This window comes from Nocardia nova (assembly GCF_002933465.1).
Classification (GTDB): domain Bacteria; phylum Actinomycetota; class Actinomycetes; order Mycobacteriales; family Mycobacteriaceae; genus Nocardia; species Nocardia nova_B.
Genome location: NZ_PSZE01000003.1, coordinates 372,367 through 398,039 on the forward strand (window position 1 = coordinate 372,367; position 25,673 = coordinate 398,039).

Annotated in this window: 23 protein-coding genes and 2 pseudogenes; 12 read left to right on the top strand and 13 right to left on the bottom strand. The window is 68.5% G+C overall.

What is annotated here, in order from left to right:
• Window positions 1-29 precede the first annotated feature (29 nt).
• Window positions 30-842, top strand: coding sequence for a lysoplasmalogenase family protein (locus C5E41_RS05980; protein ID WP_104374803.1), 813 nt, complete (start codon window positions 30-32; stop codon window positions 840-842).
• A 35-nt stretch (window positions 843-877) separates the two neighbouring features.
• Here C5E41_RS05980 and C5E41_RS05985 read toward each other — a convergent pair whose 3' ends face one another.
• From C5E41_RS05985 to C5E41_RS05995, 3 genes are all read right to left on the bottom strand, one after another.
• A complete protein-coding gene (locus C5E41_RS05985) occupies window positions 878-1,324 on the bottom strand; it encodes a hypothetical protein (protein ID WP_104374804.1) in 447 nt (148 codons plus the stop codon).
• 156 nt (window positions 1,325-1,480) lie between these two features.
• Window positions 1,481-1,705, bottom strand: a complete 225-nt coding sequence (locus C5E41_RS05990) for a Uma2 family endonuclease (protein ID WP_308706069.1) — start codon at window positions 1,703-1,705, stop codon at window positions 1,481-1,483.
• Window positions 1,706-1,768: 63 nt separating this feature from the next.
• A complete protein-coding gene (locus C5E41_RS05995; RefSeq protein ID WP_439956436.1) occupies window positions 1,769-2,380 on the bottom strand; it encodes a LuxR C-terminal-related transcriptional regulator in 612 nt (203 codons plus the stop codon).
• Between the two features lie 76 nt (window positions 2,381-2,456).
• Between C5E41_RS05995 and C5E41_RS33685 the strand changes: the two genes are divergently transcribed.
• Entirely contained in the window at window positions 2,457-2,615 is a 159-nt protein-coding gene (locus C5E41_RS33685; protein WP_181063121.1) for a hypothetical protein, read from the top strand.
• A 24-nt stretch (window positions 2,616-2,639) separates the two neighbouring features.
• Window positions 2,640-3,344 (top strand): TrmH family RNA methyltransferase, encoded by a 705-nt coding sequence (locus C5E41_RS06000; protein ID WP_104374806.1) that lies wholly within the window; start codon window positions 2,640-2,642, stop codon window positions 3,342-3,344.
• Between the two features lie 10 nt (window positions 3,345-3,354).
• Here C5E41_RS06000 and C5E41_RS06005 read toward each other — a convergent pair whose 3' ends face one another.
• Entirely contained in the window at window positions 3,355-3,579 is a 225-nt protein-coding gene (locus C5E41_RS06005) for a hypothetical protein (RefSeq protein WP_146097470.1), read from the bottom strand.
• Between the two features lie 97 nt (window positions 3,580-3,676).
• Between C5E41_RS06005 and C5E41_RS06010 the strand changes: the two genes are divergently transcribed.
• Window positions 3,677-4,873, top strand: a complete 1,197-nt coding sequence (locus C5E41_RS06010; RefSeq protein WP_104374808.1) for a glycoside hydrolase family 76 protein — start codon at window positions 3,677-3,679, stop codon at window positions 4,871-4,873.
• Between the two features lie 285 nt (window positions 4,874-5,158).
• Here the strand turns inward: C5E41_RS06010 and C5E41_RS06015 are convergent.
• Window positions 5,159-5,830 (bottom strand): annotated as a pseudogene (locus C5E41_RS06015) (DedA family protein); the annotation flags it as partial.
• Window positions 5,827-6,480, bottom strand: a complete 654-nt coding sequence (locus C5E41_RS06020; protein ID WP_104374874.1) for a DedA family protein — start codon at window positions 6,478-6,480, stop codon at window positions 5,827-5,829. The pseudogene C5E41_RS06015 and the gene C5E41_RS06020, both read right to left, overlap by 4 nt.
• Window positions 6,481-6,788: 308 nt before the next feature.
• Here C5E41_RS06020 and fbaA point away from each other — a divergent pair, with 308 nt between their 5' ends.
• The 3 genes from fbaA to C5E41_RS06035 all read left to right on the top strand — a co-directional run bounded on the left by fbaA (window position 6,789) and on the right by C5E41_RS06035 (window position 10,779).
• A complete protein-coding gene (fbaA, locus tag C5E41_RS06025) occupies window positions 6,789-7,826 on the top strand; it encodes a class II fructose-bisphosphate aldolase (protein WP_104374809.1) in 1,038 nt (345 codons plus the stop codon).
• Between the two features lie 175 nt (window positions 7,827-8,001).
• A complete protein-coding gene (locus C5E41_RS06030) occupies window positions 8,002-9,159 on the top strand; it encodes a BTAD domain-containing putative transcriptional regulator (RefSeq protein ID WP_258080764.1) in 1,158 nt (385 codons plus the stop codon).
• Window positions 9,160-9,291: 132 nt separating this feature from the next.
• Window positions 9,292-10,779, top strand: coding sequence for a DUF4185 domain-containing protein (locus C5E41_RS06035; RefSeq protein ID WP_104374811.1), 1,488 nt, complete (start codon window positions 9,292-9,294; stop codon window positions 10,777-10,779).
• A gap of 16 nt (window positions 10,780-10,795) precedes the next feature.
• On the opposite strand, the gene C5E41_RS06040 is transcribed toward C5E41_RS06035, so the two are convergent.
• On the bottom strand, window positions 10,796-11,839 hold the full coding sequence (locus C5E41_RS06040; protein ID WP_104374812.1) for a fused (3R)-hydroxyacyl-ACP dehydratase subunits HadA/HadB: 1,044 nt from the start codon (window positions 11,837-11,839) through the stop codon (window positions 10,796-10,798).
• A 205-nt stretch (window positions 11,840-12,044) separates the two neighbouring features.
• On the bottom strand, window positions 12,045-14,240 hold the full coding sequence (locus C5E41_RS06045) for an Rv0361 family membrane protein (protein WP_104374813.1): 2,196 nt from the start codon (window positions 14,238-14,240) through the stop codon (window positions 12,045-12,047).
• 196 nt (window positions 14,241-14,436) lie between these two features.
• Between C5E41_RS06045 and C5E41_RS06050 the strand changes: the two genes are divergently transcribed.
• Both C5E41_RS06050 and C5E41_RS06055 read left to right on the top strand, forming a co-directional pair.
• Window positions 14,437-14,895, top strand: coding sequence for a DUF3151 domain-containing protein (locus C5E41_RS06050; RefSeq protein WP_030516647.1), 459 nt, complete (start codon window positions 14,437-14,439; stop codon window positions 14,893-14,895).
• Between the two features lie 71 nt (window positions 14,896-14,966).
• Window positions 14,967-16,061: an FUSC family protein gene (locus tag C5E41_RS06055; RefSeq protein WP_104374814.1), complete on the top strand. Its 1,095-nt coding sequence runs from the start codon at window positions 14,967-14,969 to the stop codon at window positions 16,059-16,061.
• A gap of 382 nt (window positions 16,062-16,443) precedes the next feature.
• On the opposite strand, the gene C5E41_RS06060 is transcribed toward C5E41_RS06055, so the two are convergent.
• Together C5E41_RS06060 and C5E41_RS06065 are read right to left on the bottom strand one after the other, a co-directional pair.
• On the bottom strand, window positions 16,444-17,226 hold the full coding sequence (locus tag C5E41_RS06060; RefSeq protein WP_104374815.1) for a site-2 protease family protein: 783 nt from the start codon (window positions 17,224-17,226) through the stop codon (window positions 16,444-16,446).
• Window positions 17,227-17,286: 60 nt separating this feature from the next.
• Entirely contained in the window at window positions 17,287-17,910 is a 624-nt protein-coding gene (locus C5E41_RS06065) for a hypothetical protein (RefSeq protein ID WP_258080765.1), read from the bottom strand.
• Between the two features lie 335 nt (window positions 17,911-18,245).
• On the opposite strand from C5E41_RS06065, the gene C5E41_RS06070 reads away from it, so the two are divergent.
• On the top strand, window positions 18,246-19,553 hold the full coding sequence (locus C5E41_RS06070) for an adenylosuccinate synthase (RefSeq protein WP_104374817.1): 1,308 nt from the start codon (window positions 18,246-18,248) through the stop codon (window positions 19,551-19,553).
• On the opposite strand, the gene yczR is transcribed toward C5E41_RS06070, so the two are convergent.
• Window positions 19,540-21,030, bottom strand: coding sequence for a MocR-like transcription factor YczR (yczR, locus tag C5E41_RS06075; protein ID WP_104374818.1), 1,491 nt, complete (start codon window positions 21,028-21,030; stop codon window positions 19,540-19,542). The two genes, C5E41_RS06070 and yczR, sit on opposite strands and share 14 nt — an antisense overlap.
• A gap of 394 nt (window positions 21,031-21,424) precedes the next feature.
• Here yczR and C5E41_RS06085 point away from each other — a divergent pair, with 394 nt between their 5' ends.
• Complete coding sequence (locus C5E41_RS06085) at window positions 21,425-22,069, top strand: methylated-DNA--[protein]-cysteine S-methyltransferase (RefSeq protein WP_104374820.1); 645 nt, start codon at window positions 21,425-21,427, stop codon at window positions 22,067-22,069.
• Window positions 22,070-22,115: 46 nt separating this feature from the next.
• On the opposite strand, the gene C5E41_RS06090 is transcribed toward C5E41_RS06085, so the two are convergent.
• Complete coding sequence (locus C5E41_RS06090) at window positions 22,116-22,505, bottom strand: hypothetical protein (protein WP_146097471.1); 390 nt, start codon at window positions 22,503-22,505, stop codon at window positions 22,116-22,118.
• A 212-nt stretch (window positions 22,506-22,717) separates the two neighbouring features.
• On the opposite strand from C5E41_RS06090, the pseudogene C5E41_RS33690 reads away from it, so the two are divergent.
• Window positions 22,718-22,849, top strand: a pseudogene (locus C5E41_RS33690) (nitroreductase family deazaflavin-dependent oxidoreductase); the annotation flags it as partial.
• Between the two features lie 24 nt (window positions 22,850-22,873).
• Here the strand turns inward: C5E41_RS33690 and C5E41_RS06095 are convergent.
• Complete coding sequence (locus C5E41_RS06095; RefSeq protein ID WP_104374822.1) at window positions 22,874-25,486, bottom strand: LuxR C-terminal-related transcriptional regulator; 2,613 nt, start codon at window positions 25,484-25,486, stop codon at window positions 22,874-22,876.
• Between the last annotated feature and the right edge of the window lie 187 nt (window positions 25,487-25,673).

Here is a 25,673-nt window from a genome sequence, read left to right on the forward strand (position 1 = left end):
CGCGGACGAGTGAGAAGGATAGATTCCGAATGGCGCGACCGTTCCGCGCGGCATATGTGGGCGCCGCGGTGATCACCGTTCTGGGTGCCGCCACCGGGCGGGATCGGTGGCAGTGGGCCACCAAGCCGCTGCTCATGCCGCTGCTGGCCGCCGATGCGGTGCAGGCCGGGCGCGCCCCGAGCGTGCCGAGCGCTGGTGAGCTCTCCGCTGGTGCCGAGGCGGACGGACGAGGGGGCGAGCGCGGCTTCGAATTCGCCGGCCCTGGTCACGCCGAGCCCGCTCGCGCGACGGGTGACCGGGGGCTATCGCAGTCCGACCGGGCTCTCCTGATCGGGTCTCTGGCGGCGGCCACCGTCGGCGACCTACTCCTGATAGATCCCGACGACGACCGCCGTCTGGTCGCGGGCGCTTCCGCCTTCGCGGTCATGCAGTGCGGATACTCGGCGCTCTGGTGGCGGCGCGGTGCGCGGCCGCAGCCGATGGTCGCGGCGCCCCGGGTCTTCGCGTGGCTGGGTGCCGCCATGCTGTTGCGGGCGCGCGCGCCTCGCATCGCCGCGCCGTTGACCGCCTACGGTGCGACGCTGGGCACGGCGGCGACACTCGCCTCCGATTCGGCCTTGGCTCCCGGTGCGAAAGTCGTTGCGGGAACCGTGGTTCCGGGAAGCGACCCGCGCAGCCGCCTGGCCCTGGGCGCCCTGCTGTTCACCCTCTCCGACGGCCTGATCGTGCTGCGCCGCCTGTTCGCGCGGACGACACGGTCCCGCCGCGCGGGCGAGGCCGTCATCCTCGCGACCTATGCCGGTGCGCAGTACCTGCTGACCGCGCCGACCCACTTCGACTGAACCCCATCGCCGTTGCACGCCCGCGCGGGCGCTGCTCACAGGCAGAGCATGATCCGGTCGCGGTCGGCCGGGTCCACCCGGATCGAAATCGTCTCACCCACATGCATTCTCGGCCGGTCGATCGGTGCGACGTCGAAAACGACCGTGCCCCGATAGGTCTCCGAACCGGGAACGGTCAGCTCCAGATCGAGTTCGGTCAGTTCCGTGTGGTGATCGGTGTACTGCAGCGGATGCACCCGCTCGATGGTCGCCCACCCCTCCAGCCCGTGCCGCAACAACCGCCGATCCGACCGCGTCGGCCGCTGCGCCAGCAACATCCCGATCCCCACACACGATCCGAACGCCCCCACCAACGCCATGATCTGATACGGCTCGGTCCCCGGCGGCGTGTGCTGATGCACCCACCCCAACCAGACCCCGAGCACAATCACATACCCGACCGTCACCCCGAGCACGGTCCGAAGAATGCGTACGTGGTCCATAACCGCCTCCACCACCCCGCGGATACCACAAGAATAAGCCCCGACCGCCACTCGTAGGTCTCCCCGCACGCACCGATACCGATCCGATTCGTCCGAAACGATGAAGGACAAAAATCGTTGCGAGCGTTCTACGGATGTGTCGGACTATTCGCAGCGCTATCCGGTCAGCGCGTGCAGATCGATGGCAACCGCGGTCCCGGACAGATCGAGCCGGACCTCCGATCGGTTGTCCGCGACCAGTTCGTAATAGTCGTCGACGAACCGGTAGGCGGTGAGCGTCGGCGGTGTGTCCAGGTCGACGAGCCAGTAGTGCGCTATTCCGACCTCGGCGTATTCGGCGAATTTGGTGACGGGATCGATACGCCGGGAGCCTGGTGACAAGATCTCGACCGCCGGCCCGCCGTGGCCGACAACCTTCCGCGTGCGCGCCCCGAAGATGTCACGTCACCCCCGCAGGCGCAGCACCGCCATGACCCGGCGGTGGTGGGTGTCCGACGGAGGGAGATCCAACTTCAGGAAGATGTTGCCGATGTGTTTTTCCACCGCGCGTTCGGTCACGGTGAGGGTGGTGGCGATGGAGGCGTTGGTGAGACCCTGGGCCATCAGCTCCAGGACTTCGCGTTCGCGCGGGGTGAGGCGGGCGAGCGAATCCTGTTGCCGGGCAGCGCCGAACAGCTGGCTCACCACCTCGGGGTCGAGGGCGGTGCCGCCGGTGGCGACGCGCTGCAGGGCGTCGACGAATTCGCGGACGTCGGCTACCCGGTCCTTGAGGAGGTAGCCGACACCGCCCGCGCCGCCAGCGAGAAGTTCGGTGGCATAACGGGTTTCGACCCACTGGGAGAACACGAGGACTCCGGTGCCGGGGAACTTCCGGCGCAGTTCGATGGCGGCGAGCAGACCTTCGTCGGTGTACGAGGGCGGCATCCGCACGTCGACCACGGCGACGTCGGGGCGGGTCTCGGCCACGATCTCGCTCAGCCGCATCGCATCGCCGACCATCGCCACGATCTCGTGCCCGCGATCGGTGAGCAGCCCGGCCAGACCGTCGCCGACCAGCCGGTCGGTCGGCCCATCGGCGTCGGCCTGGGACTCGCCTCCCACCGGACCGGGCCGGCGCACCCCACCCTGACCATTGTCACGCACACTCACCATCATCGTCGCGGCGCTCGCCGGCGCGACGGACACCCAAGCCGCGGTCGCCCCCGAATGTTTCACCACATTGGTGAGCAGTTCCGCGACCGAGAAGTACGCGATGGCCTCGATCGCCGGACTGGGCCGCTGTGGCAGGTGAACGCGCAGTTCGAGCGCGGCTACGATGACCGGCGTGAATCACCCGCTCCAGCCACTGCCCGACCCATCGGACGGCGATGTGCCGGGCCCGACCGAATGGGGTGAGCATCCGCACGGCGTGGGCCCGTGGCGCGACGAATTCGGCACCGAACCGCCCGACGATCCGCGTCTGGACCCGGAACTGGTCGCGCACGGCGACCGCCGCAACGTGGTCGACGCCTACCGGTACTGGTCGCGCGAGGCGATCGTCGCCGATATCGATACCCGTCGCCATCCGTTCCACATCGCGATCGAGAATTTCGGGCACGACGCCAATATCGGCACGGTGGTGCGCACCGCGAATGCCTTCGCCGCCGCCGCGGTGCATATCGTCGGACGCCGCCGCTGGAATCGCCGCGGCGCCATGGTGACCGACCGGTATCAGCACATCGTGCACCACAGCGATATCGCCGAACTGCTGGAGTTCGCCGAGCGCGAGAATCTCACCGTGGTGGCCGTCGACAACGTGCCGGGATCGGTGCCGCTGGAAACGGCTGCGCTGCCGCGTGATTGCCTGCTCCTGTTCGGCCAGGAGGGTCCGGGCGTCACCGAGGCCGCCAAACGGGCCGCGGTCATGACGGTGTCGATCGCGCAGTTCGGCTCGACCCGCAGTATCAACGCGGGTGTCGCCGCCGGAATTGCCATGCATGCGTGGATAACCCAGCACGCGGACCTCGAACGTTCCTGGTGATCACCGGGAATCACGCAGTGCCGCGGCCGTCGATTACCCGGTCGGCCGCGCGCATGACGTCGAGATTGTGTTCGATGACGACCACGGTGTTGCCCCGGTCGATCAGATGGTCGAACAGCTCGCCTTCCTCGACGCCGATTTCGTGATCGAGGAGCCGCCCGCGTTCCGCGACCGCTGCCGCGCTCTCGCGGCACGTATGGACCGCGCGTCCGTGGCCGTGAAGCCGGACTGACACGCCGCGCGTACCGGCCCGACCTGGCACGTCGCGGACACGAGTCGATCGCGTAACAAATCGGGCGCGAAATCGGGGCTCGGACTGGCACGATGTACCCATGAACTCGCGGAGCGACGACGTGCAACCGCGTCCGCATCTGCGGCGGGGGCGCGCACGAGTCGATTCCGCTGCCGAGCCGGGCGCCGATATCTGGGCACAGCGTGCCGATGCGGCCGAATCGGCCGTCGTGTCCCGGCATCTGCGGCGGCTGTGGCTGCTGCCGGAGGCCGTGCTGGGCGTGGTGGGCTGGCCCGCCACCACCGCGGAACGGTTGTTCTTCAGCTGGAACTACTGGTGGCAGGCCCATCTGGTCGACTGTGCGATCGATGCCGCCGACCGGGAGGCCACCCCGGCCCGCACCGAACGTATCGTCGCGATCGCGCATGCCCACCGGCTGCGCAACATCACCGGGTGGACCAACAACTACTACGACGATATGGCTTGGCTCGCAATCGCTTTGGAGCGGGCCGAACGCAGTCGGGGCATCACCGAGATGCGCGGCGGGCTGATCGCGCTGGAGCAGCAGCTCATGGCGGGATGGCAGCCGGGGATCGGCGCGGTGCCGTGGCGTAAGGGCTCCGACTACTTCAACGCCCCCGCCAACGGCCCGGCCGCCATCGCGCTCGCGCGTCTGGGGCATCACGAGCGCGCCGCGCAGATCGCCGACTGGATCGATGCCACCCTGCGCGATCCGGAAACGGGACTGATCCTCGACGGCATCCACCTGCCTTCGGGCCGGATCGAACGGCCGACGTTCAGCTACTGCCAGGGCGTGGTGCTCGGGCTGGAAACCGAACTGGCGGTCCGGACCGGAGAGGCTCGTCACCTCGATCGAGTACAGCGATTGCTCCGCGCGGTCGAGGACCGGATGACGGAACGCAATGTCGTCACCGGCGGGGGCGGCGGGGACGGTGGTCTGTTCAACGGGATCCTGGCCCGCTATCTCGCGCTGGTGGCGATCATGCTGCCCGGCGACGAGGTTGCGCAACGCTCGGCCCGTCGCTCGGCCGCCGCGATCGTGAAGGCCTCGGCCCGCGCTGCCTGGGACCACCGGCTCGAGGTCGAGGGCGATCCGCTGTTCGGCCACGCTTGGAACGAACCGGCACGGCTGCCGGGCGGCACCGCCGGGGCCGCACGATCGACCGCGAGTGGTTCGGTCACCTCGTCGCGGACGCCGGAACGAGATCTGTCGGTGCAGCTGTCGGGCTGGATGTTGATGGAGGCCGCGCAGGTGGTGACGGCCGCCGGACTCTAGCGTGCGCCGGCGGCCCCCAGGCCCGGCAGATCAGTGCCGGGGATCGGTCCACATGATGCGCGCGGGCGCAGCGGTGGCCGTGCGCTCGGGGTGGACGGTGCGCAGCGGCACGGTGTCCGGATAGTCGGTGGTCCGGATGTCGAGGGGCAGCGTGTCGAGGGCGTCCGAATCGAAAGCCTCTCGGTCGAAGCCCTGGGACTCGAAGCCCTGGGAGTCGAAGGCTGGGGAGTCGAAGGCTGGGGACTCGAAGGTTGGGGACTCGAAGGTTGGGCCGGTGGGTTCGAGTTCGACATCGAAGTCCTCGGCCGGACGCGACATCTCCGCGCGGTACTGCCGCAGACCGATGATCGTGCCGATGATCAGCACCACGACCAGCGAGCCACTCACCGTCGGCATCAGCCAGGACACCTTGTTCAGATATCCGCCGGTGTAGTAGCCGAGCAGCAGCAGAATCGGCGCCCAGACCACCGCGCCGATCGAACTGGCCACGGTGTAGCGGCGATGATCCATTCCGGCGGCCCCGGCGACCAGCGGGCACAGCGTGCGCACCCACGGAATCCAGCGTGCGATAAGCACCGCCGCGAACCCGTGCCGGTGCAGCAGATCCGATACCCGGGCCAGATTATCGGCGTTGACGTATTTGCCGTTCTTGCGGGCGATCAAGCGATGGCCGGTGCGCGCGCCGATCACGTACCCCACCTGGTTACCGGCGATGGCGGCCAGCATGGTCGCCACCACCAGCGCCCACACCTGCGTATGCCCGGTCTCGTGTGAGGCGAAGATGATGCCGGCGGTCAGCAGCATCGAATCGCCGGGCAGGAACAGGCCGATGATCACCGCGCACTCGAGGAAGACGAAGACCAGAACGACGGTCCAGACGAGTGCCGGCCCGGCGGACTGCAGCGGATCGAATCCGCCCAGTGCAAGGGGTAACGGCGTAGCAGGCAATGGTGTCAGTGCGTGGGTTCGTTCGTCGGTACGGACATCGTGGGCTCCTCGATCTCGAGCACCGGCTCGTGGTTACGCAGCTTCTTCGCCACGGAGATGATGGCGGGCAGGATCGAGACGAACACGATCAGCAGGAAGATGGCTTCGACGTGATCGCGAATGAACCCGACGTTCCCCAGGAAGTACCCGAGGACCGTGATGCCGCCAGCCCACAGAATGCCACCAATGATGTCGAATGTGAGGAATTTGCGGTAATCCATTTTCGACACGCCCGCGAGCACCGGCATGAAGGTCCGCACCACCGGCACGAACCGCGCCAGGATGATGGTCTTCGGGCCGTACTTTTCGAAGAACGCGTGTGTCTCGGTGATGTAGCGCTGTTTGAAGAAGCGCCCGTCCTCCTTGTGGAACAGCGCCGGCCCGATGGCCCGGCCGATCCAGTAGGCGCACTGATCGCCGGCGATCGCGGTCACCGCCACCGCCGGAACGAGCACCCAAATCGATACCGGCGGATGTTCGACCGCCGCGAGCAGGCCGCCGGTGAACAGCAGCGAATCGCCCGGCAGAATCGGGAACAGTAGCCCTGTCTCGATGAAGACGATGACCAGAATGGCCGGCAGCACCGCGCTCTTGAGCGGTGATTCGGTCAGCAAATACATGGGGTCGAGCAGCTGCTTGACGGAGAATCCGTCGGCGAGAGCGTTCGTGATGGCCAGCGTGGTCACGGCCCCACAGTACCGGTCACCGCGCGATCTCACCGAACCTCACGGGAACCTCTCAGGCGTTGGCGAATTTCGGTCAACCGAGTTTCGGACCGCTCCCGGCGGTCGACGCGGGTGCGTGCCCGGCCCGGCAAGTCCGCCGCAAGCGCTCCCGATCCCGGCCCGCCTTTCGCAACAACGGGCCGTGAACTTAGGGTATGAACTGACAGAATTGTTGTTCGCAGCACACATACGGAGGTCACTCAGTGCCCATCGCGACTCCGGAGGTCTACGCCGAGATGCTCGGTCGGGCCAAAGAGAACTCCTTCGCCTTCCCCGCGATCAACTGCACCTCCTCGGAGACCATCAACGCGGCCATCCGCGGGTTCGCCGAGGCCGGCAGTGACGGCATCATCCAGTTCTCCACCGGCGGCGCCGAATTCGGTTCCGGCCAGGGTGTGAAGGATATGGTCACCGGTGCGGTCGCGCTGGCGGAGTTCGCTCATGTGGTGGCGGCCAAGTACGACGTCACGATCGCGCTGCACACCGACCACTGCCCCAAGGACAAGCTGGACGGATTCGTCCGTCCGCTGCTGGCCATCTCCCAGGAGCGGGTCAAGGCCGGGCAGAACCCGCTGTTCCAGTCCCACATGTGGGATGGCTCGGCCATCCCGATCGACGAGAACCTCGAGATCGCCAAGGAACTGCTGAAGCAGGCCACCGCGGCGAACATCATTCTCGAGGTCGAGATCGGTGTAGTCGGCGGTGAAGAGGACGGTGTCGAGGCCGAGATCAACGAGAAGCTCTACACCTCGTCCGAGGACTTCGCCAAGACCATCGACGCCCTGGGCGCCGGTGAGAACGGCAAGTATCTGCTCGCCGCCACGTTCGGTAACGTGCACGGGGTCTACAAGCCGGGCAACGTGGTGCTCAAGCCCGAGGTGCTGGCCGAAGGGCAGCGCGTGGCCGCGGCCAAGCTCGGCCTGGGTGACGGTGCGAAGCCGTTCGACTTCGTCTTCCACGGCGGCTCGGGCTCGCTGAAGTCGGAGATCGACGACTCGCTGAGGTACGGCGTGGTGAAGATGAACGTCGACACCGACACCCAGTACGCCTTCACCCGTCCGATCGCGGCGCACATGTTCACCAACTACGACGGTGTGCTGAAGATCGACGGCGAGGTCGGCAACAAGAAGACCTACGACCCGCGCAGCTACCTCAAGAAGGCCGAGACCTCGATGGCCGAGCGGGTCATCGAGGCCTGCAACGACCTGCGTTCGGCCGGTAAGTCGGTCAGCGCGAAGTAGTAGTTCCCGCAGCGGAACGGATCGAGGGTGCGTCGCCCGATGAGCGGCGCACCCTCGGCGTTCGCGGCCGACACCGTGACGGTGGGTTGTCCCAGCCGGAAGGGCACGAGATGATCTTCTCCGTGAGCAGATGGACACTGTGCCGAGAATCCGGACGACACGAGGCGCTGGTCCGGTGAGCAATCCGACCGGCCCCCAATCCATTCCGCCCACCGGCCTCGACGTTCGCGTGCTCGGGCCCGTACAACTCTCGGTCGGCGGCACGGCCGTTCCTGTGGGCGGACCCAAGCCGCGGGCGCTGCTGGCCGCGCTGGCGGTCAACCGGCGGCGTGCGGTCTCGTCGCAGGCCCTGGCCGATATCGTCTGGAACGAGGAGCCGCCGGATTCCTATCAGGCGAGCCTGCAGGTATTCGTCTCCAATATCCGTAAAGCGCTGCGTAATTCGGGAGTCGACCCGGCCGCGGTGCTGCGCACCGAGTCCTCCGGCTATCGGCTCGACATCACCGACGACGAATGCGATCTGGGCCGCTTCGAGGCCACCCACAAGGCCGCGATCGAGGCCGCCGCGGCGGGTGACCACGAGAGCGCGTCGCGGTGGTACGGCGCGGCGCTGGAACAGTGGAGCGGTAAGGCCCTCGACGATCTGTCCGGCACCCGCTTCGCCGACACCTTCGCCACCGCGATGGACGAGGAACGCCTGCTCGTCGCCTCCGCCCGCATCGATGCCGAAATCGCCTGCGGTCGAGCCTCTTCGGTGGTCGGCGAACTGGTGGCGATGACGAACGAGCATCCCATGCGGGAACCGCTGTGGGTGCAGCTCATCACCGCGCTGTATTTGTCCGGCCGCCAGGCCGACGCACTGGAGGCCTGCCGCCGGGTCCGGGCGGTGCTCGCCGACGAACTCGGGATCGATCCCGGGCCGGCGCTGGCCGAACTGGAGAAGCGCGTCCTGCGGCAGGAACCGCTCAATACGATGGCCATCGCCCAGGTCGAGCGGATGGCCAAGGCGATGACCGAAACCGTCACCGAAACCCCCCGCAGCGCCCGTGCCGGACGGCTGCGGCTGGCGGACGGCCGGGTGATACCGATCGCCAAGGGCGGCTTGACGATCGGCCGCATGACCGACAACGATCTGATCCTCGACGATCCGAAGGTCAGCCGCTATCACGCGCACGTCCTGCCGAGCCGGGCCGGGATGCTGATCAAGGATCTCGCCTCGGCCAACGGCATCTACGTCGACGACGAGGTGGTCGACAGCGGCACCATGCTGTTCGGCGGGGAACTCATCCGGATCGGTTCGACGGTGCTGAGTTTCGAAGCGGATACCGAGTAGGTCCTGCTGGACACACCCGGGTGTGCGCGATAACCGCCGTTCCAGGGCGTTTTCCGGGTAGGGTCGCGCGGGTGCTGTCCGCGCGACGACGTCGCGGGTAGGGGAAATCGATCGGTCCGCGAGGGGTTGCTGATGCGTGTGCGCGTACCGGCTTCGGCCGCAGTGGTGTTTCTCGGTGCCGGCCTGCTGGTCGGGCTACCCGGATCTGTCGCCGCCGAACCCGGGACAGGTTCGGCGGTAACGGTTCCCGGCACGGGACCGTGCGCCACCGACCCCGTCCCCGTGCACGAGCCGGTGGTGCCGAAGACACTCGAGGTGCCGATTCCGTATCCGGTGGTGACCGTCGATCAACCACCGCCACCCGCGATACCGAAGCGTACGAGCGTGCAACTGCCGGTCGATCCGTGCGTCAGCCCGTGTCCGGATCTCACCGACGGTCCGCCGCCCGCGCCCAGTCTGCTGAACCGGCTCGGCGTGCCGGAGGTGCTGCTGAAGCCGAAGCCGTTCTATTTCGCGCTGCCGCCCGGGCCCTCGCCCGAACCAGGGCCGCCTCCGCCGCCGCGAGCCGAACCGCCGACCGAACCGGGGCCGGTGGTGGCTCCGCGACCGGCGCCGGCAGTGAGTCAGGTCCGCGAGGTGGCCAAGGAGACCGGCGCGAATTCGGTGAACCGCACTGATAAGCGCTGGCAGGTCAACGGGACCGACCTGGGCATCATGTGGGAGAGCGCGCCGGGGGAGATCGCGACGGCCTTCGGCGACACCGTCGGGCACGGGTTCCACCCGCCGGGCGGGATGGGCGAGGACTGGCGCAGCAATCTGCTCGCCTTCAGCACGAATCGCGACCTCGGCAACGGCATGATCATCGACCGCATGGTCACCGACGACCGCTGTCACGCCGCCGAGGTGCTCGCCAGTCGCAAGAAGGACAATATCGAGATCACCACGATCCCGACCTCCGGTTTCGCTCTGCCACATCGAGGTTCGGCCGACGGCGCCCGGCAGTTCATGAGCTACATGTCGATTCGGACCTGGAACAGCCTGCCGGGCACCTTCTATACCAACTACGGCGGTATCGCGTACTCCGACGACCACGGGCAGACCTGGACCAAGGATCCGCACGCGCACTGGGACAACATCTTCGGCCTCGCGAATTTCCAAGTGTCGGCGATGGTTCCGCAGGGCGACTACGTCTACCTGTTCGGCACACCGAATACGCGGCTCGGCTCGGTCGGCCTTGCCCGGGTGCCCACGGAGCACGTACTCGACACCTCCGCCTACCAGTACTGGCGCGACGGCACCTGGACTCCGGTCGGCGGAGCCGCTTCGGCCACACCGATCGTCGACGGACCGGCCGGCGAACTGTCGGTGCGCTACGACAGCGCTCGCGGGGTCTGGCAGATGAGCTATCTCGACACCGCGAAGGCGGCGGTCGTCGTGCGCGAATCGAACGCACCGCAGGGGGTGTGGTCACCGAGTTCGCCGCTCGTGCACGTCTCGGCCGAATATCCCGAACTCTACGGCGGATTCATCCACCCGTGGTCGACGTCCTCGGATCTCTACTTCACCGTCAGCACCTGGAGCGACTACAACGTCTACCTGATGCACGCCCGGCTGGACTGACGCTCGAGCTTGCGGCTCAGGACAACTGAACCTCGGCCAGCGCGCGGCCGAACAGCTTTTTTCCCGCCGAGGTGGCGCTCAACAGAACCGTCGCGACCCGACGCTCCGGATTCAGCGACTTGATCTTGGCGGAGAATTCGATATGTGCTGGCGAATCGCGTTCCACCGGAACGTATCCGGAGAAGCGCACACTGTAGCTTTCGATCGCGCCCGGATCCCCGAGCCACGAGGTCAGATACTGCGCACCGAGACCCATGGTGAGCATGCCGTGCGCGACCACGGTGGGCAGGCCGGCCAGTTCGGCGGCGCGGTCGCTGAAGTGGATCGGGTTGGGGTCACCCGCCACACCGGCGTAGTTGACCAGATCGCCGCGGGTGAGTCGCATCGTGGCCGGGGGCAGTTGGTCGCCCACCGCGAGATCGTCGAAATTCGGCTGGGTCTCGACGGTGACGTCCTTGCGCGATTCGGCGCGCGCGGGTTCGGGGGTGGCCTCCGCGGCGGCGATCGGGATCAGCACCTCGGGGGTGGTCGCGCCGACCTCCCGGCGATGCATGACCACACCTCCTACCAGCCGCACGATCTCGGCATCGACCTCGGCGCCCAGGCGCGCCACGATGGTGGTGAGACCCACCTGGACGACGGTGTCCTCAGCGTCGAGGACGGTAGCCTTCACGGTGATGAAATCGTTTCCGCGCAGGTGGCGGATCGATTCGATCTCCGCCTCGCTGCGCAGGACGTCGCCGGCCAGGATCGGGCGGTGAATGTGGAAAATCTGGTCGGTCTGCAGAATTTGCGAGAGGTCGTATTCGCTGAGCACGCTGTCGAGCAGGGCCTGCGTGGTCGCCATGCCGAGCACCGAGGCGAAGGTCGGCGGCGCCACGACGGCCTCCCAGCCGAGCTTGGCGGCGTCGGCCTCGAAGTGATGGGCGGGGTGATGATTCTGCACGGCCCGCGCGAATTCGCGGACCTTTTCCCTGCCCACCTCGTAGCGGTCCCGAATCCGGTAATGCCGACCGGCCAGTGCCGTGGATGCCGGCGCGGCGGGTGCCAGCTCAGGCATGTCCCTCGCTCCCTGCTCGATTCGTACTGCGTAAACGACAGCACCGGTCGACCGCCCCGGAACAGATCAGCGGAGGGTCGGCGGCGTGACAATCCGGGCCATGCTAGCGGCGTACCGGCCCGCTGACCAGGTGTCTGTGAGGTGCATCGCCGGGAAGCGGCGCGATGTGACACCAAGGTGACGCACGTCATCGACTCCGGGGCGTCTACTGCGCGGCACCGGCGGGATCGCATACCTTCCAGCCGCCGTCGGTCTGCTGCAAATCGAAGGTGCGGGCGGTGGAGCGGCTCGGATCGGCATCGGTGTAGATGTCGACCTGAGCGACGGCCTTGTCCCCGGTGATCTGGATGCCGTCTACGCCCGCGACCTTCGGGATCTTCTTCTGATCCACCGCCAGTTTGTGCACGCCGGCGTACTGATCGGGCGCGATGTTCTGGTAGAAGTCGTGCAGTTTGCCGCACGTCGCCGATTGCAGCTGCCTCAGGTTTCCGGACGCCAGTGCGTTGGTGTAGCCGTTGACCGCGCCCTTGACCTGTGCCTCCGGTGAATTGTCGGAACCGCCGGTGATGAGTGCGACCACCGCCACGATCGCGACGATCACCACCACGACCGCACCGCCGGCGAGCAGCAGCCAGCGCTTGCTGCGCGCGGGCTGTCCCGGCGCGGCGTCCGGTCCCGGTTCCGGCGCCGGTACTCGCTGTGGCTGTGCCACTGGGCGCGGTGTACCCGGCCCGCTCGGCTGCGTGGACAGTGTCGGCGCAGTCATCTTGGTGTCGGCGGGTGACGATGCGCCGCCGGGGCGCTGGCCTTGTTCACCTTGCGCCGCCGGACCTTTCAGGCCCTGCGCGCCGAGTGCCGCCGCCGCACCCAGCTGCCCCGGCCCACCGGGACCCTGCTGACCCGGCCGCCCGGCCCCCTGCGCACCTGGGCCCTGCGGGTTCTGCCCGCCGGGACGCTGGGGGCCGTGTCCGCGCCCTTGCGCGCCGGGGCCACCGGGGCCACCGGGGCCTTGCTGAGCCGGTCCGTTCGGACCGGCTCCGGGTGCCTGTCCCGGCCCAGCCGGACCCTGCTGTCCCGGGGCGTTCGGCCCGCTTGCAGCCGATTGCGGTCCCGGTCGACCCGGACCTTGCTGCCCTGGTCCACCGGGCCCGCCCGCCGGAGTCTGTCCCGGTGCGCCGCCCGCGGGGCCGCGCTGGGAACCGGCGGCGGCAGCGGCGACACCGAGACCCGCGGCACCGGCCGCGGCGGCCGCGCCGCCGATGCGGCCCTTCGGTCCTCCGGCTGCCGGTCCGCCCGGGCTCCGCGATCCCGGAGCGCCGGGTGCGCCCGTGCCCTGCTCACCGCCCGGACCGCCCTGTGCCCCAGAACGCTTCGGGCCGCTCTGCCCGGCTCCCGGCCGCGCGGCGCGAAGCTTCTCGGTGGCCGCCTGATCGGGTTTCTGAATCGGGAGGATCGTGGTGGCGTCGTCGGACGGGTTCGATATCGCGGGAACATCCTGTGGCGCTTCGGTTTTCGCGCCGTCGGACTGCTGCGCGGGGCCGGACTTCGCGGTCTTCTGACCACTTTCGCCGGACGAAACCCTGGGCAAGGCAACGGTTTTCGAGTCGTCGGCGCCGTCGCCGGACCCGCTCTCGTTCGCGGCAGCGCTCGGCGCATTCGAGCCCGGCGTGGCGGCACGGGCGGAATCGGCGGCGCTCTGGCCGGTCGCGGCACTCCCGGCGTCCGCAGCCCGCGCGGTATTCGCGCCCTTGGCACCCTTCGCGGTGCGCTCGGCATCGGGTGCGGCGGCCGGGCCGTTCGTTTTCGCCGGGCCGTTCACGGCGGCAGATCCGGCAGTGCCGGCGGAGTCGGGCGCGGCGTCGGATTTGCCGGAGTTCTCGGAGGTGGGAGCCGTGCCTGTGTCCTCGGGTTTCTTGCCGGATTCCTCGCGCCTGGGGATGGCGACCGTCTCCGCGTCCCCCGCCGCCCCACCGCTCGGTGCGGTGCCCGCCTGGTCGGCATCGGCCGCCTCGCCACCGCTCGGTTTCGAGCCGGGCGCACCGGCGGGCGACTTGCCGGAGCCGGGGCCGCCGGACTTCGCGCCGGGAGCGTTCGCGCCGGACTTGTCGCCGGGCGCGGAATTCGCCTGTCCCGGAGCGCCTTTCGCCCCCGGCGTGCGAATGACCTGGGTTTGCGCCGACGGTGACGGCATGGGAGCGGTGGGGGCGGCGCCGGGAAGTTGATCCCGGGAGATGCGCTGGGTGCGGTCCGGGGCGCCGGTGTCCGGTTCGCGACCGGGGGCAGGCCCGCCCTGGGCGCCGGGCTTCGCCGGTCCGTCCGGACCCGCACCGGATGCAGCCTGCCGCGGGCGGTCGTCGGAGGCGCCCTGGTGCGGCTTCTGGACGTCGTTCGGGTCGGACACGCGCTACCCCTTGCTCAGTATCGGCTGTCGGTCGTCGACTGTCGGTCTCAGACGGCCAGCCTAATGGGGTCGGGGCGCGGAGGAGGCGGCAGACGCGCAACCATATAAGGCCTCGCCTTCAGGAAGAGGCCTCGGCATGGGACCCGCGCACCCGCTGCCCGGCGAGCCGTCGCGGTGGCGGTGCACAATGAAGCCCATGACCTCCTTCGGTGATCTGCTCGGACCGCAGCCGGTATTGCTTCCCGAAAACACGGAAGCCGAACAGGCCCTGCTGGACAACCAGGACCCGGTCCAGGTTGCCGCCGCGCATCCGACGGCCTCCGTGGCGTGGGCGCAGCTGGCCGAGGACGCGCTCGACCGCGCCGGCGTCGTGGGCGCACCCGAGGGCCAGGCCGAGGTGAGCCTCGATGTGGTGGCGGCCTACGCCTTCGCCCGCACGGGCTACCACCGCGGGCTGGACCTGTTGCGCCGCAACGGGTGGAAGGGCTTCGGCCCGGTGCCGTGGAGCCACGAACCCAACCAGGGCTTCCTCCGCGCGGTCGGCGCCCTCGCCCGCGCCGCCCAGGCCATCGGCGAGAGCGACGAATACGCCCGCTGCCTGGATCTGCTCGAGGATTGCGATCCCCGCGCCGCCGCCGAACTCGGATTGGACTGAGACTGGCCGGCACGGAACGGTTCGCGACCGCCATCACCGTCGATGCGGTTCGTGACAGCGGTAAGAAGCGCATGCGCAGTGGATGGGTGCGCCTGCGCCGGTCCGCGCTTCCGATCTTCCAGTGTGCGGTGGGCGCGGCACTGTCCTGGTTCATCGCCCACCGGTTGGTGGGGCATCCACAACCGTTCTTCGCGCCGATGGCCGCGGTCATTTCGATCGGGGTCTCGTTCGGTGCCCGGCTGCGCCGATCGGTGGAACTCGTCGGCGGTGTGGCCGTCGGGATCGGGATCGGCGACTTCTTCATCGGGCAGGTCGGAACCGGTGCGTGGCAGATCGCGCTCGTCGTCGGGGTGGCGATGGCGATCGCGGTATTCCTCGACCGGGGCGCGGTCATCCCGATGCAGGCCGCCAGTTCGGCGGTGCTGGTCGCCACGTTGATGCCGCCGCATACCGGCGGAGGTCTCAATCGCATGGTCGACGCGCTGGTCGGCGGGTTGGTCGGCGTCGTGGTGGTGGCCGCGATTCCGCTGCATCCCGTGCGCCGGGCCCGGCAGCAGGCCGCCGACATCCTCACCGTCCTGGGTGCGGCGCTGTCCGAATGCGCCGACGGCCTCCATGAGCAGAATGCGGAGAAGGTCCGCGCCGCACTGCATTCCGTGCGCGGTACCCAACCGCAGATCGACGGTCTGCGCAATGCGGTCGAAGGCGGCCGCGAGGTCAGCCGGATCTCGCCGCTGTACTGGAATTCCCGGCCGCGGCTCGAGGCGATCCGCGCGGCGGTCGACCCGCTCGACAATGCCGTGCGCAACACCCGAGTGCTGTTGCGTCGCGCGCTGACTCTGGTGCGCGACGACGAAATCCTCGATCCCCGAATGATCGCCGAGGTCGAAGAACTGGGGCAGGCGGTGGAAGTGGTGCGCCGCTACATGGTTGCCGAACCCGGTGAACAGCCCGATGCCGCCGAGGCGACGCGCGTCCTGCGGCGGGTGGCGAAGGGCGCCACCAAGGATCTGGTCGAGGGCGCCGGTCTGTCCTCCCACGTGGTCTTCGCCCAATTGCGTTCCATCGTGGTCGATCTGATGCAGGTCTGCGGAATCAAACGCCTGTCGGCGATCGCGTTGCTGCCGCCCACCGTGCAGAACCCCTATGTGGCGCCCGAGGATTGACCGGCCGTGACGCCACTCGCGGGAACCCTTGCGGCAGGGCGTGTTCGGGTAGCCTCGCCGGGCCGGAGGTTGCCCGAGAGAACGCTCCCGTACCAGTAGTCGCCGAGCGGTCCGCGAGGTCGCCGGGTCCGGCTGCGCACGGCCACCGCGGACGAATCGGGTAGTCGACTACTCGTGTCGCGGGTCGGCGCGGATCGTACGTTTGTCTCGACCGCGTCGACGAGGGGTGGCGCGGTCGGAAACTTCGCGACGGATGCGACGTGCGGCCGATTGGTGTGCGGCCGACCGCGTAGGGGGCGGGCGCGCCGTCGCGAAGAGGGCCGCCCGGTTCCTGTTCGCCGGCGAATCGAACGGGGATCGGGCGTGCCCGCCGAAACGCGCGTCAGGTCCAGAAACGGGTCAGATAGCTGCCGATGGCCGCCCAGTCCGACGGCACGCCGGATAGTTCGAACACCCAGTAGACGGCATCGAAGAACACGCGATTGAGCTCCGGCACCCACAGAATCGCGAGCAACAGCAGCAGCCCGAACGGCTTCACCTGATCCAGCGACCGCCGGGTCTGATAACTCAGCGACGGCTCCACGATCGCGTAGCCGTCGGTTCCCGGAATCGGCAGCAGATTCAGAATCGTCGCGGTGATCTGTAGAAATGCCAGGAAACTCAGGCCGAACCAGAAGGCGGCGTGGTCATGGGTGGAGCCGGCGAATCGGACGATCACCAGCAGCACCACCGCGCAGAACGCATTGACCGCCGGACCGGCCGCGCTGATCGCACGCTGGGTGCGCGTGGAGAAGTTCTGGGTATTCAGATAGACCGCGCCACCGGGCAGTGCGAATCCGCCCAGGGCGATGAAGAAGATCGGCAGCGCGATCGACAGCAGGGGATGGCTGTATTTCACCGGATTCAGCGTCAGGTAACCGCGCATCTGCACTTCGCGGTCCCCGGCTCGATACGCCGTGTAGGCGTGGCCGAATTCGTGCAGGCACACGCTGAGAATCCAGCCCGCGACCACGAAGACGAACACTCCGGCCTTGGCCCGGGTGGACAGCGGATCGGCATCCCAGGCCAGCGCCCCGCCCACAGCGGTGATCACCACGATCAGCAGAAAGATCGGACTCGGGCTGATCCCTCGGCGGTACTCCCGGGCCCCTACGTGGTTACGCACGCTGCCGCCTCCGGGGCCGTCGTACGTACCGCTCCACCCGCCGAGCCGGAAAGGGGTAAGTCATCGCACCAGCAGCCAGGGCTCGTGATGACAGTAGAAACTCGACCGCGGCACCGTCCGATCGGCGGCGATGCCGTCGCGAGTCACCAGGGCCCCCGGTGACCCCAGCTGTACAGCGCGCCCGGCCACCCAGCGCTTCTTACCCCAGCCGCGCTGCACCGTGGCGCGTAGGCCCGGCATCTCGAGGGTCGGTGAAACATGCAGCGCCGCAACCTTTCCGGTGAACAACCGGACTTCGTCGACGTAGGCCTCGCCCTCGAGTTTGCCGCCGTCGCGGCCGGTGATCGTGGCCCGGCCGACCAGCACGGTGCCGGTCTCGTCGCGGATCAGCGGGGTCGGCTCGGCGCGGCCCTCCAGCGCGCGTTTGGCGGCGTGCGAGCCCGTCCCGGTCTGATATGCCCGGGAACCGTAGGTGCGATCCACCGGCACGTAGCCGATTTCGACAGCCAGCCGTTCGGTGCGCAGCAGATGAGTGAGAACCGCGGCCAGACCGGCATCCTCACCCAGCACGATCAGCCGCGGCTGGTTGTCGGCAGCCAGCACCGGAAGCAGTTCGTCCAGTTCGGCGGTGTCGGGAATCGCCGTGGTCTGGGTGGTGGGCAGCGACGCGAGCGCGATGGGCACGGGAGCGCCGTTGCAGCGGAGAACATGAGTACTCAACTGCCGAACACCCTCCTCGGACCTGCCAACGCCATCGCCCTCGCTGCCTACCGGGCGCACCCCTGCCGGGACGCCTCCGCAGGCCACTGTAATCGGCTCGGGCGGTCGGCGCGCTCTCCGCTGCGCCACGCGGGGGAGGAGGTGGCTGGTTACGGCACGAATTGTGTCCACTAGACTATCCCTCCGGCCACCGCCACTTGGCGCGAGCGACGGGCCTCGGGAGCGCCGTCATCGGGCTCTGCAACGGCAGGTAGCTGCAGCGTCGCCGATGCTGCGTGTCGAAACCGTAGGAGACTCCCATGCCGGCAATCGTGCTGATCGGCGCCCAGTGGGGCGACGAGGGTAAGGGCAAAGCTACCGATCTGCTCGGTGGCCGCGTCCAGTGGGTGGTCCGCTACCAGGGTGGCAACAACGCAGGTCACACCGTGGTCCTGCCGAACGGCGACAATTTCGCGCTGCACCTCATCCCGTCCGGCATCCTGACGCCGGGCGTCACCAATGTCATCGGCAACGGTGTCGTCATCGACCCGGGTGTGCTGCTCGACGAACTCGCCGGACTGGAACAGCGCTCCGTGGACACCTCCCGGCTGCTGCTGTCGGCGGACGCGCACCTGATCATGCCGTACCACGTGGCCATCGATAAGGTCACCGAACGCTTCCTCGGCAACAAGAAGATCGGCACCACCGGACGCGGCATCGGCCCCTGCTATCAGGACAAGGTCGCCCGCGTGGGCGTGCGCGTCGCCGATGTGCTGGACGAGAAGATCCTCACCCAGAAGGTCGAAGCCGCACTGGAATTCAAGAACCAGGTGCTGGTGAAGATCTACAACCGGCGCGCACTCGACCCGCAGCAGGTGGTCGACGAGGTGCTGAATCAGGCCGAGGGCTTCAAGCACCGCATCAGCGATACCCGGCTGCTGCTCAACCAGGCGCTGGAGAACGGCGAGACCGTCCTGCTGGAGGGTTCGCAGGGCACCCTGCTCGACGTCGACCACGGCACCTATCCCTATGTGACGTCGTCGAATCCGACCTCCGGCGGCGCCGCGGTGGGCGCGGGCGTGGGACCCAACAAGATCACCACGGTGCTCGGCATCCTCAAGGCCTACACCACGCGCGTCGGCTCCGGCCCGTTCCCGACCGAACTGTTCGACCAGTCCGGCGAGTATCTCGCCAAGACCGGCGGTGAGGTCGGCGTGACCACCGGCCGCGCCCGCCGAACCGGCTGGTTCGACGCGGTGATCGCCCGCTACGCCACCCGGGTCAACGGCATCACCGACTACTTCCTCACCAAGCTGGATGTGCTCTCCAGCCTGGACCGCGTGCCGATCTGCGTGGCCTACGAGATCGACGGCGAGCGGGTGGAGCAGATGCCCACCACCCAAACCGAATTCCACCACGCCAAGCCCATCTACGAGGAGATGCCGGGCTGGTGGGAGGACATCTCCGGGGCGCGCAGCTTCGACGACCTGCCGGCCAACGCGCGCGCGTACGTCGAACGGTTGGAGGAGCTTTCCGGCGCCCGCGTGTCCTGCATCGGCGTCGGGCCCGGCCGCGACGAGACGATCGTGCGTCACGACATCCTGAACGAGCAGCTCAGTAGCAGGTGAGCGGCGCCAGGGGTTCGGTGGCGTGCGGAGTCAGCGACGCGTAGGTCGCCGCGATCGACTTCACCGCTACGCGCAGATCGGATTCGGTGTGGGTGAACGGGATTCGCAGGAACCGCTCGAATGCGCCCTGGACCCCGAAACGCGGTCCGGCGGCCAGCAGTACGCCGTGATTGGGCGCGGTGGCGGCGAGGGCGGTCGAGACGGGAGCCGGAAGTTGCACCCAGATCGACATACCGCCGCGACCGGGACTCACCTGCCAGTCGGGCAGGTCCTCGGACAGGGTGTCCAAGAGGGTCGCACGCCGGCTGCGTAGCTGTTCGCGGCGTTGTTCGAGGATGACGCCGGCATGATCGAGCAGATAGCCGGTGGCCAGCTGATCCATCACCGGCGTGCCGAGGTCCACCGTGGACCGGGTGCCGAGGAGTTTCGTGATGAGCGACTGGTTGGCCCGAATCCAGCCCACACGCAGGCCGCCCCAGAACGACTTGGACGCCGACCCGATCGTCACGATCTCCGATCCACGCGCGAAAGCTGCGGCCGGAGGAGGGGTTTCGCCGTCTAGCTGCTGATCGACCATGGACTCGTCGACGATCACCGTCATGCGGGTCTCGCGGGCGATCGCGGCCAGTTCCGCCCGAGCGTCGGCACTCATCAGCAGGCCGGTCGGATTGTTGAAGTCCGGCACCAGGTAGGCGGTACTGGCAGCGGTTTGCCGTGCGGCACTGCGGATTCCGTCGAGATCCCAGGCGGCATCCGGTTGTTCGGGGCGCAGCGGCACCGGGACCGGCCGGGCGCCGACGTCGCGGATCGCCTCGATCGCATTGGGATAGGTCGGGTGGTCGATCAGGACGCGCTCGGCGGGTGCGGTGAGCACATTGAGCAACAGCCGAAGTCCGTGCTGCGCACCGAGAGTCACCAGAATCTGATCCGGCTCGGTGGGCAGGCCGCGCTCGGTGTAGCGGCGCGCGAGCATCTCCCGCAGCGGCAGCACTCCCACCGGGTCCATGCCGTGGGTGCCAAGATAGATCGGAAGCCCCTGCAGCGCAGCGGAATACGCGTCGTTCATCTGCGGCGGCGCCGACATCGCGGCATAGGTGAGGTCGATGGTGGGCTGGGTCGTCGGTGACATCACCGCCAGAATGCCGCGGGCCGGTTTGGTGCCGTCGTGTGCGACGTCGGAGGGCAGGGCGACCGTGCTGCGCGAGCCCTGCCGGCTGATCAGATAGCCGTGCTCCCGCAGCAGCGCGTAGGCGGAGGTGATCGTGGTGCGGCTGACGCCCAGCGCGGTCGCCAGATCGCGTTCGCTCGGCAGGGCGATACCCAGCGGGGCGCGGCCGTCGTGGATCAGCAGGCGAATGCTCTCCGCGAGTGCCAGATATGCCGGGCGCGTACCCCGGCGGGCGGCGCCGGATTCGTCGTGCCGCCAGCGGCCCAGGTCGCGGGTGAGGGTGGCCGCACTGATTACGCGTATCGCCATAGAGGCCAGTATCCGGATAGTGGCTATTTTATTCAAGTCCAGATGCGGGCAGGGTGGACCTCATGTTCTCCGGTCTCGCCGCTCTGCTGGTCGTCGCGGTCGTTCTCGTGGCCCTCTATGGTTATGCCACCGGACCCGGCCGCCGGGTCGTTGCACTCTTCGATCGGTATCGCCCGCATGCGCCGATGGCGGATTGGTCGCTGGGAGCGGCGGATCGCCCCGGTCGGACCCGGGATCTCGCGATCGTGCGCGACCGCCAGGCCTGTGGGGCACGGGATCGGTCGGCGCCGGGACCGACTGCGGCTCCCTGACCTTCGGCGACGCATCAGTCCAGTCGGGTGGTACTGGACTGCGGCCGCCGGGAATGTCGGACCCTCGGTGCACACTGTGGGGTATGTCTGCGGGCAAGTTGTCCTCGGTCGAGGTGACCGAATTCGATACCGTCATCGGCCGTTGCGCCATGGGATGGACCGATGACGGCGTTGTGCGGTTCCAACTGCCCGAAGTCGTCGGCGTGCGCGCCCCGCGCCCGGCCGGATCTCCGGAGCGTGTCGAAGCCGCGCCGCCCGCCGACTCCCCGGACGCTTCCGCCCTTGTGTCCGGCATGCTGCGCCGCGGAATGGACGGGCTCGCGGTCGCGAGGGTTCGCACCGTCGAGCCGTCCGGTGCGATCGCCGAGGCGATCCGGGCCATCCGTGCGCATCTGACCGGGGAACTCGACGATCTACGGTGGATTCCGGTGGACTACCGCACGCAACCGGAATTCCCTCGCGCGGTCTACGACATCACTCGCACCATCGCCCCGGGCCACACCCTCACCTACGGCGAGGTCGCCGCCCGGGCCGGAGCGCCCGGCGCGGCCCAGGCCGTCGGACAAGCCTTGGGCCGCAATCCCGTTCCGCTGATCGTGCCCTGCCATCGCGTACTGGCGGCCGATCACGGACTGCACGGTTTCTCCGCGCCCGGCGGCATCGCGACCAAGGCCCGCCTGCTCGAAATCGAACGTACCTCGGGATTCGGCGAACCGACCCTGTTCTAGGTGCCGGTGAACTGGTTCGGCGACCGCACCGAGTCGCCGGCGGCTGCTACTTGTGTTCGGGATTCGGGTTGATCGCGCCTTGGACGCCGTCGTTGGCGCGGTTGACGCCGTCGACCACCGCATCGGGCACGGCATCCGGCACCGGCGCGGTGAAGCCGCCCACGCGCACTTCGCGAGGAGCGGGCGGTTCGCTCGGCTTCGGTTCCGGCTTCGGCGCGGCACGGGGCGCGGACTGTGGAGCCGGTACGTGTTGCGGTGAGGCGGAACGCAATTCGACAGGCTCGTCGGAAGGAGCCGGAGCATCGGGGGTGGTGACACCGGGCTGAACCGGACCGGTCGCCGCGGCCGTACCGGCGAAACCGAGGGCCACCGCGAGCGGCACCGCCGCCATCGCGACCCGAATACCCGTCCTCAGATACCGATTTCGACGGATCACGCCGAGCACCACCCTCATCAGCAGCCTGCCTGTGTGGCGACCACGGCCGCCGCCAGCATCGTAATCGACAGGCGGCGGCGACGCAGTGTCGAATTCCGCACAGCGACGGCCTCCTACCGTGGTCGGACACGCGGCGTATCCCGACGAACGATGTGTTCCCGGATCAGGCGCCTACCGTAGATGTCATGACCAGGGGGGGAGTACCGGGCGAGACAGCATCGGGCGCGGTCCTGCTCGACGACGACGATGCGCGGGCGCGTCTGCGTAAGCTGAACCGCGTCAACAGTTCGGTCGTGCGCGCCGTCGGCTCGAACCTGCTGACGATTCGCATCGACCTGGAGTGACCCGGACCGGCCGGGGCGAACAGTTCAGCGCTGTTTGCCTCGCGGTGGCTCGCCGCGCATCAGATCGGCGAGCGCCTCACGATCGGTGACATCGAGCTTCATGCAGGCCCGATAGAGATGTCCCTCGACGGTCCGCACCGACACCGTCAGCCGATCCGCGATCTGCCGATTGCTGAGTCCGGCCGCGACCAGATTGGCGATCTCGCGTTCGCGCGCGGTGAGCGGAAGTGGTTGTGCCGATTGCCGAAGCGCCGGTGTGCTCGCGCCGCCGCAGGTTGCGGCCAGGCGATTGGCTGTCGCGGCGGATTCGAGCAATCGACGCCGATCGCCGTGCCGCTCGTGCACCGAGGCGGCCTGCGCGGCGGCGTCGGCGGCCGAGAGCAGGGCGCCCATCCGCTCGAATTCCGCTGCGGCATTGTCCAATCCGGGGCCGTCCTGGGAGGCGACCGCCACCGCGTGGCGAGCTTGCACCTGCACCAGCGCACCGTCGATCTGCGCGGCGATATCGGCGAGCCGCCCGGCCACGGTGCGGTCGCCGAAGCGGGCCGCGGTGTGCAAGGCCATGGCCTCGATCGCGTGCTGATGGGACCGGGCCGCGGCGTCGGCGGCGCCGATGGCCAGCCGCACGGCCGGGGCGACGGTGCCTTCGGCGGCGGCCTGCCACGCGCGCGCGATCTCGAGCTGCGGTTCGTAGACCGCGCTGTGCCGGCCACCGCGCAGCCGGGCCTCGGCGATCGTCTCGGCGGCCTCCGCGGCCCGGCCCAAAGCCGAGTAGGCTTCGGCGAGACGGATTCTCGCCGGGAACATCCACGCGGCGGCGCCCTCGGCGGTCAGCGCCGCGAGCGCCTGTTCGAGGTTCTCGACCCCCTCCGGGAAGTGCCCCTGTGCCACGTCGACGGTGCCCTGCAAAATCTTCGAGAGGCCCCAGGCCAGGTACTGTCCCGGCGCCGAATATCCGAAATAGCCGGAGGCACAGCGACGTGCGGCCTCCAGCTCACCGGTGAAGGTGAGCGCCAGCACTTCCGCGTGCGCGGACATGAAGCGCGTCGGCCCGTCGACCTGCTCCTCGACCTGATGGCCGCGCAGGGTGTATTCGCGCGCGGCCGCACTGCGGCCCATCAGCGCCAGCGCCAGACCGCCGCCGAACGATGCCCACCACACTGCCCAGGCCGGTGCGTCCGGTGTGGACATCACCGCCTCGGCGTCGGTGAAGGCCTCCTCCAAGCGGTTTTCGTTCACCTCGCACGCGGAAGCCAAGCCCTGCAACGTCAAGGCGATCTTCGGATGCCGGACCCGGCTGCGCACCAGGGACAGCACCTCGTCGGCGTGGTCGGCATCGCCCATGGCCCACAACAGATTCGAGACGCGGGTGCTGCCCCAGCGGGCCAACTGCACCTCGTTCAACTGATCGGGATCGAAACTGGCCAGGGTGCGTTCGGCCTCGATGCGATGCCCCTGCCACAGCAGTGCGCGCGCCAGCAGATCCGCGGACTCGACACCGCCTCGGCGCTCCACGGCCGCCCGCGCGAACCGTTCACCGAGGGGGATGTTCGCCAGCCCGATGGCATCGGCCGCGGCCGCCTCGAACAACTCCAGATCGGCGGATTTGTCACTGTCCAAAGCCAATTCGGCCAGTCGGATGCGATCGGAGGCGGATTTGATGGGCCGCTCCCGCAGCGACGAATACAGCCGGCCCCGGAGCCGGCGGGCCGAGGCGATTCCGAGCCGCCGCCGGATCACCTCGCCGAACAGCGGATGGTTGTAGCGAACCAGCAACTGGTGACCGTTCTCGACGATCCGGATCACGCCGCGAGTTTCGGCCTGTTCGACCGCATCCTCACCGGCCAGTTCGGCCAGCACGTCGAGATCGATGGGCTCGCAGAAGGTGAGCAGTTCCAGGACGCGCAGCACCGACTCCGGCAACTGCTCGACGCGATCCTCCAGCAGTGCCGCCAGTTCCGAGGTCACCGCCGCCCGTCCGCGCAGCTGCCACACTCCGTTGACCTGTCGCAGTGTGCCCGCCTCCAGCGCGCCCTCCACGAGATGGCGCAGAAACAGGGCATTGCCGCCCGAGGACTCCCACATCAGATTGGCGGTGAACCCCTCCAACTGCCCACCGAGCATGGATTCGACCAGTTCGACGCTCTGCGGTTCGGTGAACGGCCTGAGGTCGATCCGCAGCAGATGCCCGTCCTTCCACAGCGAGGTCACGGCGTCCGGCACCTGCACACCGCTGCGTACCGTGCAGACGATCCGCGCGGCCTTGTCGATGGCCAACTGCAGCAGCAATGTTGCCGAGAGCTGATCGAGCAGGTGGGCATCGTCGACGCCGATGATGGTGTCGCCGTCGGCCAGCAGCGCCTCCCGCGCGGCGGCCATGAACGTGACCGGATCGTGCGCGGTGTACACACCGACCATATGCGCGAACACGCCGAGCGGAATGCTGCGTGCGGACTCGGTGCCCGCCACCCAGCGCACATTCCCGCCCACCGCGGCCGTCGCCTGCCGCGCCAGGGTCGTCTTGCCCACCCCCGCGTCGCCGGTCAGGATCGCACCGACCAATTCGGTGCCGGTCAACGCGGCGCGAATCGACTCCAATTCGCTACCGCGCTCGATCATCGGCCAGTTCCGAGCCATGAAATTACTGTAGTGCCTTGGTGAATGTGCGCTGTATGAACGAACCGCGAACGGCCGCAGCCCTATCCAGCGCAAATGCCGGCGCGCCGGGAACGCCCCGGTGGCGGCGCTCGCCACCGGGGTGCCGGCTCAGTTCGCCCAGACCTCGTCGATGGGGGTGGCGGCCGAGGGCGGCGGGGTGGGGGTG